General features: G+C 72.9%; 11 protein-coding genes. 4 read left to right on the top strand and 7 right to left on the bottom strand.

Annotation, left to right across the window (positions count from 1 at the left end; translation table 11 throughout):
* Positions 1-28 precede the first annotated feature (28 nt).
* Both pdhA and ACIP94_RS26825 read left to right on the top strand, forming a co-directional pair.
* Positions 29-1,126, top strand: a complete 1,098-nt coding sequence (gene pdhA / locus ACIP94_RS26830) for a pyruvate dehydrogenase (acetyl-transferring) E1 component subunit alpha (RefSeq protein ID WP_402430730.1) — start codon at positions 29-31, stop codon at positions 1,124-1,126.
* A 17-nt stretch (positions 1,127-1,143) separates the two neighbouring features.
* Positions 1,144-2,121, top strand: coding sequence for an alpha-ketoacid dehydrogenase subunit beta (locus ACIP94_RS26825; RefSeq protein WP_402430727.1), 978 nt, complete (start codon positions 1,144-1,146; stop codon positions 2,119-2,121).
* Positions 2,122-2,200: 79 nt separating this feature from the next.
* On the opposite strand, the gene ACIP94_RS26820 is transcribed toward ACIP94_RS26825, so the two are convergent.
* From ACIP94_RS26820 to asnB, 3 genes are all read right to left on the bottom strand, one after another.
* The gene (locus ACIP94_RS26820; RefSeq protein WP_402430724.1) at positions 2,201-2,968 is read right to left on the bottom strand and encodes a hemerythrin domain-containing protein; all 768 of its coding nucleotides are present in this window, start codon (positions 2,966-2,968) and stop codon (positions 2,201-2,203) included.
* Between the two features lie 157 nt (positions 2,969-3,125).
* The gene (gene glnT, locus ACIP94_RS26815) at positions 3,126-4,517 is read right to left on the bottom strand and encodes a type III glutamate--ammonia ligase (protein ID WP_402430721.1); all 1,392 of its coding nucleotides are present in this window, start codon (positions 4,515-4,517) and stop codon (positions 3,126-3,128) included.
* Positions 4,517-6,388, bottom strand: a complete 1,872-nt coding sequence (gene asnB / locus ACIP94_RS26810) for an asparagine synthase (glutamine-hydrolyzing) (RefSeq protein WP_402430718.1) — start codon at positions 6,386-6,388, stop codon at positions 4,517-4,519. The genes glnT and asnB overlap by 1 nt, the downstream gene beginning before the upstream one ends.
* A gap of 240 nt (positions 6,389-6,628) precedes the next feature.
* Between asnB and ACIP94_RS26805 the strand changes: the two genes are divergently transcribed.
* Entirely contained in the window at positions 6,629-6,985 is a 357-nt protein-coding gene (locus tag ACIP94_RS26805; RefSeq protein ID WP_402430872.1) for a DUF779 domain-containing protein, read from the top strand.
* 75 nt (positions 6,986-7,060) lie between these two features.
* The gene (locus tag ACIP94_RS26800) at positions 7,061-8,290 is read left to right on the top strand and encodes a phosphodiester glycosidase family protein (RefSeq protein WP_402430715.1); all 1,230 of its coding nucleotides are present in this window, start codon (positions 7,061-7,063) and stop codon (positions 8,288-8,290) included.
* A 43-nt stretch (positions 8,291-8,333) separates the two neighbouring features.
* On the opposite strand, the gene ACIP94_RS26795 is transcribed toward ACIP94_RS26800, so the two are convergent.
* The 4 genes from ACIP94_RS26795 to ACIP94_RS26780 form a co-directional block, all read right to left on the bottom strand.
* Positions 8,334-8,528 carry a hypothetical protein gene (locus ACIP94_RS26795; RefSeq protein ID WP_402430713.1) on the bottom strand — a complete coding sequence of 65 codons (195 nt, stop codon included), beginning with the start codon at positions 8,526-8,528 and terminating at the stop codon, positions 8,334-8,336.
* 408 nt (positions 8,529-8,936) lie between these two features.
* Complete coding sequence (locus ACIP94_RS26790) at positions 8,937-10,046, bottom strand: acyl-CoA dehydrogenase family protein (protein WP_402430710.1); 1,110 nt, start codon at positions 10,044-10,046, stop codon at positions 8,937-8,939.
* On the bottom strand, positions 10,043-11,227 hold the full coding sequence (locus ACIP94_RS26785; protein ID WP_402430707.1) for an acyl-CoA dehydrogenase family protein: 1,185 nt from the start codon (positions 11,225-11,227) through the stop codon (positions 10,043-10,045). Before ACIP94_RS26785 ends, ACIP94_RS26790 begins: the two co-directional genes overlap by 4 nt.
* The gene (locus tag ACIP94_RS26780; protein WP_402430704.1) at positions 11,224-12,195 is read right to left on the bottom strand and encodes an NADPH:quinone oxidoreductase family protein; all 972 of its coding nucleotides are present in this window, start codon (positions 12,193-12,195) and stop codon (positions 11,224-11,226) included. The genes ACIP94_RS26785 and ACIP94_RS26780 overlap by 4 nt, the downstream gene beginning before the upstream one ends.
* Positions 12,196-12,201: the final 6 nt, after the last annotated feature.

The following is a 12,201-nucleotide window of genomic DNA, read 5'->3' as shown; positions in this document are numbered from 1 at the left end:
GGTCCGCTCCCAGCCGAAAGGACGGAACGTGATCACAACAGGCTTGCCCGGACCTGCCGAGGAGCCGCCCCCGGTGCGGCTCCTGGACGCCGAGGGCCGCAGGGTCGAGGACCCCCGCTGGCCCCTGGACCTGTCCGCCGGGGAGGAGCGGTCGCTGTACCGGGACATGGCGCTCCTGCGGCGGTTCGACGCGGAGGCGACCACCCTGCAACGGCAGGGCGAACTCGGCCTGTGGGCCTCCCTGCTCGGCCAGGAGGCGGCCCAGATCGGCGCGGGCCGGGCCCTGGACCTGCGGGACTTCGTCTTCTCCAGTTACCGGGAGCACGGCATCGCCTGGTGCCGCGGCGTGGACCCGGTCGGAATGCTCGGCTTCTGGCGGGGCACCGCCCACGGCTGCTGGGACCCGTACCAGGCGGGCATGGCCAACTACCAGGTGGTGGTGGGCGGGCACGCCCCGCACGGGGTCGGCTACGCGATGGGCCTGCAGCGGGACGGGGCGGACGGCGCGGTCCTGGTGTGCTTCGGCGACGGCGCGACCAGCCAGGGCGACGTCAACGAGGCCTTCACCTTCGCCTCGGTCTACGGCGCCCCCGTGGTCTTCTACTGCCAGAACAACCAGTGGGCGATCTCCGAACCCCTGGAGCGGCAGACGCGCGTGCCGCTGTACCGGCGGGCCCTGGGCTTCGGCTTCCCCGGGATCCGGGTCGACGGCAACGACGTCCTGGCGTGTCTGGCGGTGGCCCGGGGCGCGCTGGAGCACGCCCGCTCGGGGGCGGGTCCGGTGCTGGTCGAGGCGGTCACGTACCGGATGGCCCCGCACACCACGTCCGACGACGCGACGCGCTACCGCTCGGGCGAGGAGGTGGAGGACTGGGCGGCCCAGGACCCCCTGACCCGGATGCGGGCGTATCTGGAGTCCACCGGGCGGGCCGACACCGGCTTCTTCAAGGAGGTCGACGAGGAGGCCGGGGCGCTGGCGGTACGGGTGCGCGGCGGCTGCCGGGCGATGCCGGACCCGCCCCCGACGGCGATCTTCGACCATGTCTACGCCGGCCCGCACGCCCTCCTCGACGCCCAGCGCGAGGAGTTCACCGCCTTCCAGGCCCAGTTCGAGGACGCATCCTGACCGAGCGGAGGACCGGCATGACAGCGACGACCCTGGCCCAGGCGCTCAACCTGGGGCTGCGCAAGGCACTCGAGGGCGACCGGAAGGTCCTCGTGATGGGTGAGGACGTAGGCCGGCTCGGCGGTGTCTTCCGGATCACCGACGGGCTGCACAAGGACTTCGGGGAGGACCGCGTCGTCGACACCCCGCTCGCCGAGTCGGGCATCGTCGGCACCGCGGTGGGCCTGGCCTTCCGGGGCTACCGGCCGGTCTGCGAGATCCAGTTCGACGGGTTCGCCTACCCCGCGTTCGACCAGATCGTCTCCCAGCTCGCCAAGGTCCGCACCCGGACGCGGGGACGGGTGGCGATGCCGGTCGTCGTGCGGATCCCCTACGGCGGCGGCATCGGCGCGGTGGAGCACCACAGCGAGTCCCCCGAGGCGTACTTCGCGCACACGGCGGGCCTCAGGGTGGTCTCACCGGCGAACCCGGCCGACGCGTACTGGATGATCCAGCAGTCCGTCGCCTGCGACGACCCGGTGATCTTCCTGGAGCCCAAGCGCCGCTACTGGGACCGGGAGGAGTTCGACCCGGGTACCGGTGCCCCGCTGCCGCTGCACACGGCACGGGTCGCCCGGCCGGGCGGGGACGTCACCCTCGTCGGCTACGGCCCCACCGTGCGCGTCTGTCTGGACGCGGCGGCGGCCGCCGCCCAGGAGGGGCACAGCGCGGAGGTGATCGATCTGCGCTCGCTCTCCCCACTGGACACGGACACCGTCGCCGCGTCGGTCGCGAGGACGGGCCGGCTGGTCGTGGTGCACGAGGCGCCGGGCTTCCTCGGCCCCGGCGCGGAACTCGCCGCGTCGATCGGCGAGCGCTGCTTCTACGCCCTCCAGGCACCGACGCTCCGGGTGACGGGGTACGACACCCCGTACCCGCCGTCCCGGCTGGAGGACGCCTATCTCCCGGACCTGGAAAGGGTGGTGGACGCGGTGCACCGCTCCCTGGCCTACTGAGCCCCGGACACCGCCCACATCCACGACGCGGGCCGGACCGTCCTGCCACGACGGCCCGGCCCGCCCTCCCGTGCCCTGGTCAGGGTGTCTTGGGCGCCAGGTCGGCCGGGACGTCGCGCCAGACCTCGCCGGCCAGCCGGTGGTAGTCGGCGCGCCAGCCGACGAGGGCGGCGCTCATCTGCTCCTGGAACTTCGGCGGAAGCGCGGCGAGCGCCGCGTCGGTCACGACCGGGTCCAGGCCCTCGTCCGTCCAGGCCGAGATCAGCCAGGTCGGCGGCCGGTACGCGCCGCCGTCACCGTCCTGGGCGCCCCCCGGCCCCTGGGGGCCGCCACCGGGGCCACCGCCCTGCCCGCGGCCCCCGCCGCCCTGGCCGCCGGCGATCTCCTCCGGCCGGACCCGGTCCACCAGGACCGGCACTATGTGCTTCTCCTCCAGCTCGAGATGCCGGTCGAGATGAGCCAGAAGACGCTCGGTCGCGGCCCGGGCCGCCTGGATCGCGTCGGCCTGCGGCAGCCGCTCCATCTGCCGGGTGATCTCCTCGAGCTCTCGGTCGAGGTCCGCGTGGTCCTCCTCCAACTCCGTCATGACGGGCGCGAGTTCCCCGGCGCGCGACGTGACCAGCGGGAAGAGGCTGTCGTCCTCGTTCTCGCTGTGGTCGGCGAGCGCCCAGTGGTAGAGCTTCCAGTGTCCGGCCAGGCGCTGCGCCTGCTCGGCGTCGTGCGGGTTCAATGCGGCCAGGGCGTGCGGGAAGCGGGCGGCGTCGCGTCGTAACGCGTGGTGGATCATGAGAAAGGACGTCGCCGCGGTGATCTTCCCCTCGGCGTCCAGCTGGAACCCTTCGGACATGCGTGACTCCTTGCGGTGGTCGGTGCCATTCAGGGGCCGGCGCGGGCAGGCGGCCGGCTTCACGCGTCGTGGCCCCGGCCCCGCGCGGGCGGCGCGGGACCGGGGCGCACAGGATGGATCGGGTGACCGGGAGGGCGTTCGGACGACCGGTGGGCCGTCAGAACGCGGTGAGGTACCGCTCGATCTCCCAGTCTCCGACCCGCCGGTGGTACGCGGCGAACTCGCTCTGCTTCAACTGGGCGTAGTAGTCCACGAATTCGCCGCCCGACACCTTACCGAAGGCCTCCCTGAGAACGGGGTCGGCGCTGACGGCTGCGGCCGCGTCGGCGAGGGTCGCGGGGAGCGCGGGGGCGGTGTCCCGGCCCCCGTCGCGCTCCAGGTTCGCCTCGTTGGGCGCCCCCGGGTCCATCCCGTGGTCGATGCCGTCGAGACCGGCCGCGAGCAGCGCGGTCATGGCCAGATAGGGGTTGGCGGAGGAGTCGACGCAGCGTGCCTCCACCCGGCCCGGGGCGGGCACCCGCAGCATCTGGGTGCGGTTGTTCCCGCCGTACGTGGCCCAGGTCGGCGCCCAGCTGGAGCCGGAGGCGGTCGCGTCGCGCGCCGCGAGCCGCTTGTAGGAGTTGACGGTGGGACAGCCGAAGCCGACGACCCCGGGCGCGTGCGCGAGCACCCCGGCGATGAACGAGTAGCCGAGGTCGGACATCCCGAGTCCCCGGCCGTCGTTGGCCCCGCGGAAGAGTTCGGTGCCCGAGGCGCGGTCCCACAGGCTCATGTGCAGATGCAGTCCGCTGCCGGTGAGATGACCGAAGGGCTTCGGCATGAAGGTCGCGAGCAGCCCCGCCTCACGGGCCAGCATCTGCACCAGAAAGCGGAAGAGGATCACACGGTCGGCGGTGACGAGCGCGTCGGCGTACGCGAAGTCGTGCTCGAACTGCCCGCCTGCGTCCTCGTGGTCGTTGGAGTAGTTGCCCCAGCCGAGCGCGGTCAGGGCCCGGCTGACGGCCGCGACATGGTCGAGGGAGCGGCCGAGCCCCCGGGCGTCGTAGCACGGCAGGTCCGCGGTGTCCTCGTCGTCCGCGATCGCGATGCCGCCGTCGGGGGTGCGCCGGACGAGGAAGTACTCCGGTTCGGCACCGACCTTGAACTGCATGCCCCGGTCCGCGAGCGCGGCGAGCCGGCGCCGGAGGATCACCCGTGGGGCGTACGGCCAGGGGGCGCCGCCGACATGCGGGTCGCACATGACCGCGGCCAGGCCGGTGCGCCAGGGCAGCACGGTGTACGTGGACACGTCCGGGACGGCCACCAGGTCGGGGTCGGCCGGGGACTGGCCGATGGCGCCCACGGCGTGGCCCGCGAAGCCGAGGCCCTCCTCGAGCAGCTCGGGGACGGCCGCGGCGGGGACGAGTTTGCAGCAGGGCTTGCCGTCGATGTTGACGAACAGGGCGAGGACGAACTCGATGTCGTCTCGGGCGACGGCGTGCAGGAAGTCCTCGGCGGACTCGGGCGGTTCGGGCAGCCGGGGCACGACGGGGTGTCCGTATCCGAACATCAGAGGTTCACCTGCACCCGGTAGTGCTCCAGCCACATGTTGAGGCTGAGGAGCATCTCGATGTCCAGCCGGCAGATCCACGCCCAGACCCCGGGGCGGCCCGCGACGTGCTGGGGGTCGGCGGCGACGGCGCGTGCGGCGGGGAGATTGACGAAGGGCCGCACGGGGGCGTTCGGGTCGGCGAGCACATCGCGCAGCTGGCGGCACAGTTCGGTGAGGTAGCCGAGGTCCTGGGTGACCGGGTAGGGGCTCTTCTGCCGGTCGAGGACGGACGCCGGGACCAAGTCCTTCGCGATCGAGCGCAGCAGGCTCTTCTCGCGGCCGTCGTGGTTCTTCATCGCCCAGGGGGTGTTGAAGACGTAGTCGACGAACTCGTGGTCGCAGTACGGCACCCGCATCTCCAGGGCAGGTCCCATGCCGAGCCGGTCGCTGCGGTCCAGGAGCACGCCCAGCCAGCGGGTCAGATGCAGATGGATGACCTCCCGCATGCGCCGCTCGTGGGCGTCCTCGCCGGGCAGGACGGGGACGTCCGCGAGGGCTTCGCGGTAGCGCTGGGCCACATAGCCGCGCAGGTCGAGCTTCTGGAGCAGGCCCGGGTCGAGCAGCCCGAGGCCGAGGCCGGGGTGGGTGGGGTCGAAGACGTGCATGATGGCCATCCACGGGAAGGTCTCGGCCGAGACCACCTGCTCGTTGTGCACCCACTGGAAGCCGCCGAAGACCTCGTCGGCGGTCTCGCCGGACAGGACCATGGTGGCCTTCTCGCGCACGGCCTTCGACAGCAGATAGGCGGAGGCGTCCATGTCGCCGAACATCGTCGGCATGTCCTGGGTGACGATGGTGGCCAGCCGGACCTCGGGCGCGGCGAGTTCGGCGGCGGGCAGCGCGATCTCCTCGTGGAGCGCGCCGACGTGCCGGGCCATCTCGGCCGCGTACGGGGCGTCCGAGGTGCCGCGCATCTCGTCGGCGCGGAAGCCGTCCGCGCCGGTCAGCGTGAGGGAGAAGGTCCGCAGCCGCGGCTCGTCGTGCTCGGCGACCCAGCGGGCGGCGAGCGCGGTCAGCACGCTGGAGTCGAGGCCGCCGGAGAGCAGGATGCCGCGCGGCACATCGGCGACGAGCTGCCGGGCGACGACCGCCTCCAGGCGCTCGCGGATCTGCGCGACGGTGGTGGGCAGGTCGTCGGTGTGCGGGCGGGCCGTCAGCTCCCAGTAGCGGTGCTCGCTGACGCCCTTGCGGCTGAAGCGGAGCACGCTGCCGGGAAGCACCTCGCGGATGTCGCCGTAGATCGAGGTGCCCGGGGACTTGGTCTGGGCGAGCAGTTCGCGCAGCCCGTCGCCGTCCACGACGGTGGCGATGTCGGGGTGGGCGAGCAGCGCCTTGGCCTCGGAGCCGAAGACGATGCCGGTGGGCGTCAGCTTGTACAGCAGCGGCTTGATGCCCATCTGGTCGCGGATCAGCACCAGTTCCTCGCGCCGGGCGTCCCAGACGCCGAAGGCGAACATGCCGTTGAAGTGCTCGCCGCACTTCTCGCCCCACTCCAGATAGCCGCGGATCACGACCTCGGTGTCGCAGCGGGTGCGGAACCGGTGGCCGCGTGCCTCCAGTTCGGTGCGCAGCTCACGGAAGTTGTAGATCTCCCCGTTGTAGGTGACGGCGGCGAGCAGCCGCCCGTCCTCCTCCACGACCATGGGCTGCCCGCCGCCGGGGATGTCGATCACCGCGTTGCGGGTGTGCCCGAAGCCCGCGTGGGCGCTCACCCAGACGCCGTCCCCATCCGGGCCACGGCAGGCCAGGGTGTCCGTCATGGCTCGTACGACCGGCCGCTCGGCGGAAATATCGCGCTCGAAGTCGGCCCATCCGGCGATTCCGCACATGCCTTCTGGCTCCTTCCTCCAGTGCCCGCCCCAGCGGCGGGCCTGGCCATCACCGCAACCCGCCCCATGGTGGTCGTGGTCGTTCGAGGCGATCTGGTGTCCCGGTAGGCGTCGCGGCGGGGGGCGCGTCCGGGTCCCGCTGGGCGCGCTCCGCCGGGGCGTCCGTCTCGTGCGCGATCGGCGGCCGCGGCGTGCGCAACGTCGTTGCAACGTGCCGTGTGCTGGAATCCGCGCGTGACGATGGACGTGATCCCGCGCGTGGAGCTGACCCCCGCGGCCGCCGAGCTGGTGCGGCGGCTGCGGGAGAACCACGGGCCGCTGATGTTCCACCAGTCCGGCGGCTGCTGCGACGGCAGCGCCCCGATGTGCTACCCGAAGGGCGAGTTCCGCACCGGCGGCTCGGATGTGCTGCTCGCGGAGCTGGAGGTCGACGGGGTCGACGAGCCGGTCGGTTTCTGGATGTCGAGGAACCAGTACGAGCTGTGGAGTCACACCCGGCTGATCGTCGACGTCGTCTCCGGCCGGGGCAGCGGATTCTCCCTGGAAGCACCCGAAGGAGTGCGTTTTCTCATCCGTTCACGCGTCGTAGACGCCTGAACACCGCACGCGACACCGCGTTCTGCTGCACTTCCCCTGAGTCCTGCGCACGTTGACGAGACATCAGGGGGAAACATGGGGCCTCGCGACAGACGGCTCAGAACGGTACTGACGGTTCTCGTGGCATGGAGCGCACTGGCCGGTGCGGCCCTTGTGGGGGCGGCACCGGCCACTGGTGTGCAGAGCACCCGGACGATCGCTCCCGGCGTCCGGTACAGCCAGTTCGACATCCCCGCGGCCCACGGGACGGCCCGCGCCCATCTGGTCACCGTGGACCTGCGGGATCCCCGCGTGCGGGTCGACCTGCTCCATCCGGGCGCCGTCGCCGCCCGGGCCACCGTCTCGCGGCTCGCCGGCCCGCGCGGCGCGGTCGCCGGGATCAACGGCGATTTCTTCGACATCTCCGAGACCCAGCACCCGGGGGTGGAGGCGACCGGCTCCAGCGACGGTCCGGCGATCGCGGGCGGGCACCAGCTCAAGGGCGCCGTGCCGAACGGGCAGCGCTTCGGGCCGGCCCTGCCGCCGGGTGCCGACACCCAGGACGTGCTCGGGGTGGGCACCGACCGCAGGGCCCGCCTGGACCGGCTGTCCCTGAGCGGCTCGGTGCGCACGTCCCATGGACGGCTGACGCTGGGCGGGTTCAACCAGTACGCGCTGCCGGTGGGGTCGATCGGGGCGTACACCTCGGACTGGGGCGCGGTCTCACGGATGCGGGCGGTCTGCGGTACGGACACCGACCGGGCCGCGCCGTGCAGCACGGACACCTACGAGGTGACGGTCAGGAAGGACCACGTCGTCGCCGCGGCCGCCCGGCCCGGTGGCGGCCCCGTCGCCGTCGGCACCACGGTGCTGGTCGGCCGCGAGGCGGGGGCCCGGTATCTGCGCACGCTGTACAAGGGCGAGCGGGTCCAGGTGCGGGAGCGTCTGGTGGCGGCCTCGTCCGGGATCCCGTACCGCTTCGCCATCGGCGGCTTCCCGGTGCTGCGGGGCGGCGTGCCGTCGGCGGGCCTCGACAACAAGACGTCCGCCGTGCGTACCGCGGTGGGCATCGGGGACGGCGGCCGGCGCCTGCTGCTCCTCGCGCTCGACGGCGCTGCCGCCTACCGCAGCGGTCTCACCGTCGCCGAACTCGCCACCACGCTACGGGGGCTGGGCGCGACCGACGGCTTCAACCTGGACGGCGGCGGCTCCACGACGCTGGTCACCCGGCTCGGTGGCGAGAGCGCGGTGACCGTGCGCAACCACCCCAGCGGGGGCGCCGAACGCGCGGTACCCAACGGGATCGGGGTCTTCTCCGCCTTCTGACGTCCGCTCGGGACAGCCGCCCCTGACGGTCGCCTCCCGGCGGTCAGGGGCGCAGGCCCCCGATGATCTGCGCCGTCGCCGCGAGGCCCTGGTGGAACGTCGGCGCCATGCTGGAGCCGGCCAGGAAGAAGCCGAGCAGTATGCAGATCAGGGCATGGGAGATCTTCAGCGCGCCGTTGCGGATGAAGATCACTGCGATGATCAGGAGCAGCAGCACCACAGAGATGGACACGGCCATCGTCACCCTCCTTCGCCACGCCCACGGCGCGGCTTTCGGCCGCAAGTGTGGCGTAGTGAAGGGTTGGCCCGGGCGGCTGACGTGTCCCCCGAACGTGTGGTTCTACGGCCGCTCGTGGGAATCGACGAAGGACTCCAGGCCACCGGGGCCGTCCGTGTTGACAGAGTCGACGCCGGCGTCCAGCGGTTCGTTCCACAGCGCCTTCCGGGCCGGGCCTGCGACATCGGGCGCGGCCCGGAAGCGCACCCTGTGCCGGCGCGCGTGTGCCGGGGCGACGGTGTCACGCCCAACCCGCGTGACAGGGAGGGAAGTCGGCCGGACCGCCACTGCCGGGTCACCTCCCCGGCGCGGCGGGCACAGGACGGGCCCGCCGCCCTGCCGGGAGACGGGCCCGTTCCTCGGTGCCGTCTACAACGGGGGCCGCAGATCGGCCAGTTCGGCCACTGTCGCGCGGTGGCGCCCGGCGGTGCCGTAGGCGATCGCATCCGCCTTCGCCCGCTTCAGATACAGATGGACCGGATGCTCCCAGGTCATCCCGATCCCGCCGTGGAGCTGGACAGCCTCCTCGGCGGCGTGCACCGCGACAGGCGCGGCGTACGCCGCCGCGACGGCGACCGCGACATCCGTGTCCGCGCTGCCCGTCGCGAGCGCGTCGGCGGCGTTGCGCGCGGCAGCCCGCACGCCCACGACCTCCAGCCACAGTTGCGCGAGCCGGTGCTTGAGCGCCTGGAACCCGCCGACGGGCCGGTTGAACTGCTTGCGCTCCTTCAGATAGCGCACGGTCTCCGTCAGGCACCAGTCGGCGAGGCCGAGTTGCTCGGAGGCAAGCAGTCCGGCCCCGGCCCGCAGGGCCCGTCGCACCGCCGTCCCGGCGTCCTCCGTGAGACGGCGTCCGGGCGCCCCGTCGAGAGTGACGGTGGCGAGGGGCCGAGTGAGGTCGAGGGACACCCGCGGGGTGGCGGTCACGGCGGCCGCGTCCACCGCGTACAGGGCGCCGTCCTCGGCCGGGACGAACAGCTCATCGGCGACGGCCGCGTCCGCGACGGCGGCCACCTCCCCGCGCAGCAGGCCGCCGTCCTGTCGTACGACGCCGGAGGCGCCCTCGAAACCGGCGGACAGCCCGACCGCGAGGACGCCCACCTTACGGCCGGACGCCAGCTCCGCCAGCAGCCCGGCGGCCTCGTCGCTCTCGCAGGCCAGCAGGGCCTCGGTCGCCACCACGGCACTCGTCAGATACGGCACCGGAGCGACCGAACGCCCGAGCTCCTCCAGGACGACGGCTGCCTCGCGGTGCGAGGCGCCCTGGCCGCCGAGGGACTCCGGCACCAGCAGCCCGGCGAGGCCCATGCCCTCCGCGAGCGCCTTCCACAGGGCGCGGTCGTGCGGGGCCTTGGACTCGGCACGGGCGAGGACGCCCGCGGGATCGCAGTGGTCGTCGAGGAGGTCACGGACGGCGGCGCGCAGCGCCTCTTCCTCCTCCGAGTACAGCAGATCGGGCTGCGTCGGCTGGGAGTTCATCGGGACAGGTCCTTCCACGCGACGTCCTTGTCGGTGCGCGCCTCGGCGGGCAGGCCGAGGACACGCTCGGCGACGATGTTCAGCAGAACCTCGCTGGTCCCGCCCTCGATGCTGTTGCCCTTGGCACGCAGATAGCGGTAACCGGCGTCGCGGCCGGTGAAGTCGACGAGCTCGGGCCGGCGCAGCGTCCAGTCGTCGTAGAACAGGCCCTCCTCGCCGAGGAGTTCCACCTCCAGACCGCTGATCTCCTGGTTGAGGCGGGCGAAGGCGAGCTTCATGCCGGAGCCCTCGGGGCCGGGCTGGCCCGCGGAGAGCTGCTGGCGCAGCCGCTCGCCGGTGAGCCGGACGACCTCGGCCTCGACCCACAGCGTCAGCAGCCGCTGGTGCAGGTCGTGGGTGCGCAGTTCGGGCCGCTCGCGCCAGGTGCCGGCGACCGGGCCGATCATGCCGCCCTCGCGGGGTATCCGCATGCCGCCGATGGACACGCGCTCGTTCATCAGCGTGGTCTGCGCGACGCGCCAGCCGTCGCCGATCCCGCCGAGGCGGCGGGCGTCGGGGATGTGGACGTCGGTGAGGAACACCTCGTTGAACTCGGCCTCGCCGGTGATCTGCCGCAGGGGCCGGACCTCGACGCCGGGGTCGGTCATGTCGCAGATGAAGTAGGTGATGCCCTGGTGCTTGGGCACGTCCGGGTCCGTACGGGCGATGAGGATGGCCCAGCGGGCGAGATGGGCGCTGGAGGTCCACACCTTCTGCCCGTTGACCACCCAGTCCCCCGCGTCGTCGCGGACGGCGCGGGTGCCGAGCGCCGCGAGGTCGGAGCCCGCACCCGGCTCGCTGAACAGCTGGCACCACACCTCCTCACCCGTCCACAGGGGCCTGAGGTAGCGGCGCTTCTGCTCCTCGGTGCCGTAGCGGAGGATCGTCGGCGCGGCCATGCCGAGGCCGATGCCGATGCGCCGCGGGTCGTTGTCGGGCGCGTCCGCGGCCTGGAGTTCGGCGTCGACGACCGTCTGGAGCGCGCGCGGGGCGCCGAGGCCGCCAAGGCCCTCCGGGTAGTGCACCCAGGCGAGTCCGGCGTCGAAGCGGGCCCGCAGGAAGTCGAGGCGGTCGGTGCCGGCGGGCGGGTGGGCGGCCAGCAACGCGCGGGTGCGCTCGCGCAGTTCGGCTGCGTCGGTCATACGGCGGCTCCGTTCTCCGGTACGACGGCGATCCGGCCGGTGGTGAGGCCGTCGGCGACGCGCTGCACGGCGTCCGCGGCCCCGCTCAGCGGCACCCGCTCGCTCACCAGCGGCTTGACGGCGCCCCGTGCGGCCAGCTCGGTGAGCTGCTCGTGGCAGTGCTGGATCAGCTTCGGGTTCTTGGTGTTGTACAGGCCCCAGTGCAGACCGAGGATGGAGTAGTTCTTGACGAGGGCGTGGTTGAGCGCCGGGCTGGGGATGTGACCGCTGGCGAAGCCGACCACGACGATCCGTCCCTCGAAGGCGACGACCTTCGCGGACTGCGCATAGGCCTCCCCGCCCACCGGGTCGTAGATCACGTCGGCGCCCCGGCCGCCGGTGGCCTCCTTCACGGCGGCGATGACGTCCTCGGCGCGGCGGTCGATCACGAAGTCGCAGCCCAGCTCGCGGGCCACGGCGGCCTTGTCGGCGCCGCCGACGACGCCGATGACGGTGGCGCCCGCGGCCTTGCCGAGCTGGACGGCCGCGCTGCCGACCCCTCCGGCGGCGGCGTGGACGAGCAGCGTCTCGCCGGCCTCGAGACCGGCCCGTCGGTGCAGGCCGAACCAGCCCGTCTGGTAGCCGATGTGCAGGGCCGCGGCCTCGGCGTCGTCGAGGGTCTCGGGAGCGGGCAGGACGGCCGCGGCATCGGCGACGGCGTACTCGGCGAAGCCCCCGTGCGGCAGCGCCGGGTTGGCGATCACCCGGCGTCCGTCCTCGGTCTCCCCGCAGATCTCCACGCCCGGTGTGAACGGCAGCGGCGGCCTGACCTGGTACTGGCCGCGGCACAGCAGCGCGTCCGGGAAGTTGATGTTCGCGGCCCGCACCTTCAGCAGGACCTGGCCGTGGCCGGGCGTGGGCGGCTCCACCTCCGCCGGCCGCATCACCTCGCTCGGTTCGCCGTTCTCGTGCACTTGCCATGCCTGCATGCGCGG

The sequence above is a fragment of the Streptomyces sp. NPDC093261 genome (genome assembly GCF_044753645.1).
Lineage (GTDB): Bacteria > Actinomycetota > Actinomycetes > Streptomycetales > Streptomycetaceae > Streptomyces.
This window is presented reverse-complemented; position numbering and strand designations above follow the sequence as displayed.

Excerpts from the sequence above, each read along its gene's own strand:
- ACIP94_RS26800 (WP_402430715.1), top strand. The coding sequence starts at position 7,061 with ATGGGGCCTCGCGACAGACGGCTCAGAACGGTACTGACGGTTCTCGTG.
- ACIP94_RS26795 (WP_402430713.1), bottom strand. The coding sequence starts at position 8,528 with ATGGCCGTGTCCATCTCTGTGGTGCTGCTGCTCCTGATCATCGCAGTG.
- ACIP94_RS26785 (WP_402430707.1), bottom strand. The coding sequence starts at position 11,227 with ATGACCGACGCAGCCGAACTGCGCGAGCGCACCCGCGCGTTGCTGGCC.
- glnT (WP_402430721.1), bottom strand. The coding sequence starts at position 4,517 with ATGTTCGGATACGGACACCCCGTCGTGCCCCGGCTGCCCGAACCGCCC.
- ACIP94_RS26805 (WP_402430872.1), top strand. The coding sequence starts at position 6,629 with ATGGACGTGATCCCGCGCGTGGAGCTGACCCCCGCGGCCGCCGAGCTG.
- ACIP94_RS26825 (WP_402430727.1), top strand. The coding sequence starts at position 1,144 with ATGACAGCGACGACCCTGGCCCAGGCGCTCAACCTGGGGCTGCGCAAG.
- ACIP94_RS26820 (WP_402430724.1), bottom strand. The coding sequence starts at position 2,968 with ATGTCCGAAGGGTTCCAGCTGGACGCCGAGGGGAAGATCACCGCGGCG.
- asnB (WP_402430718.1), bottom strand. The coding sequence starts at position 6,388 with ATGTGCGGAATCGCCGGATGGGCCGACTTCGAGCGCGATATTTCCGCC.
- ACIP94_RS26780 (WP_402430704.1), bottom strand. The coding sequence starts at position 12,195 with ATGCAGGCATGGCAAGTGCACGAGAACGGCGAACCGAGCGAGGTGATG.
- ACIP94_RS26790 (WP_402430710.1), bottom strand. The coding sequence starts at position 10,046 with ATGAACTCCCAGCCGACGCAGCCCGATCTGCTGTACTCGGAGGAGGAA.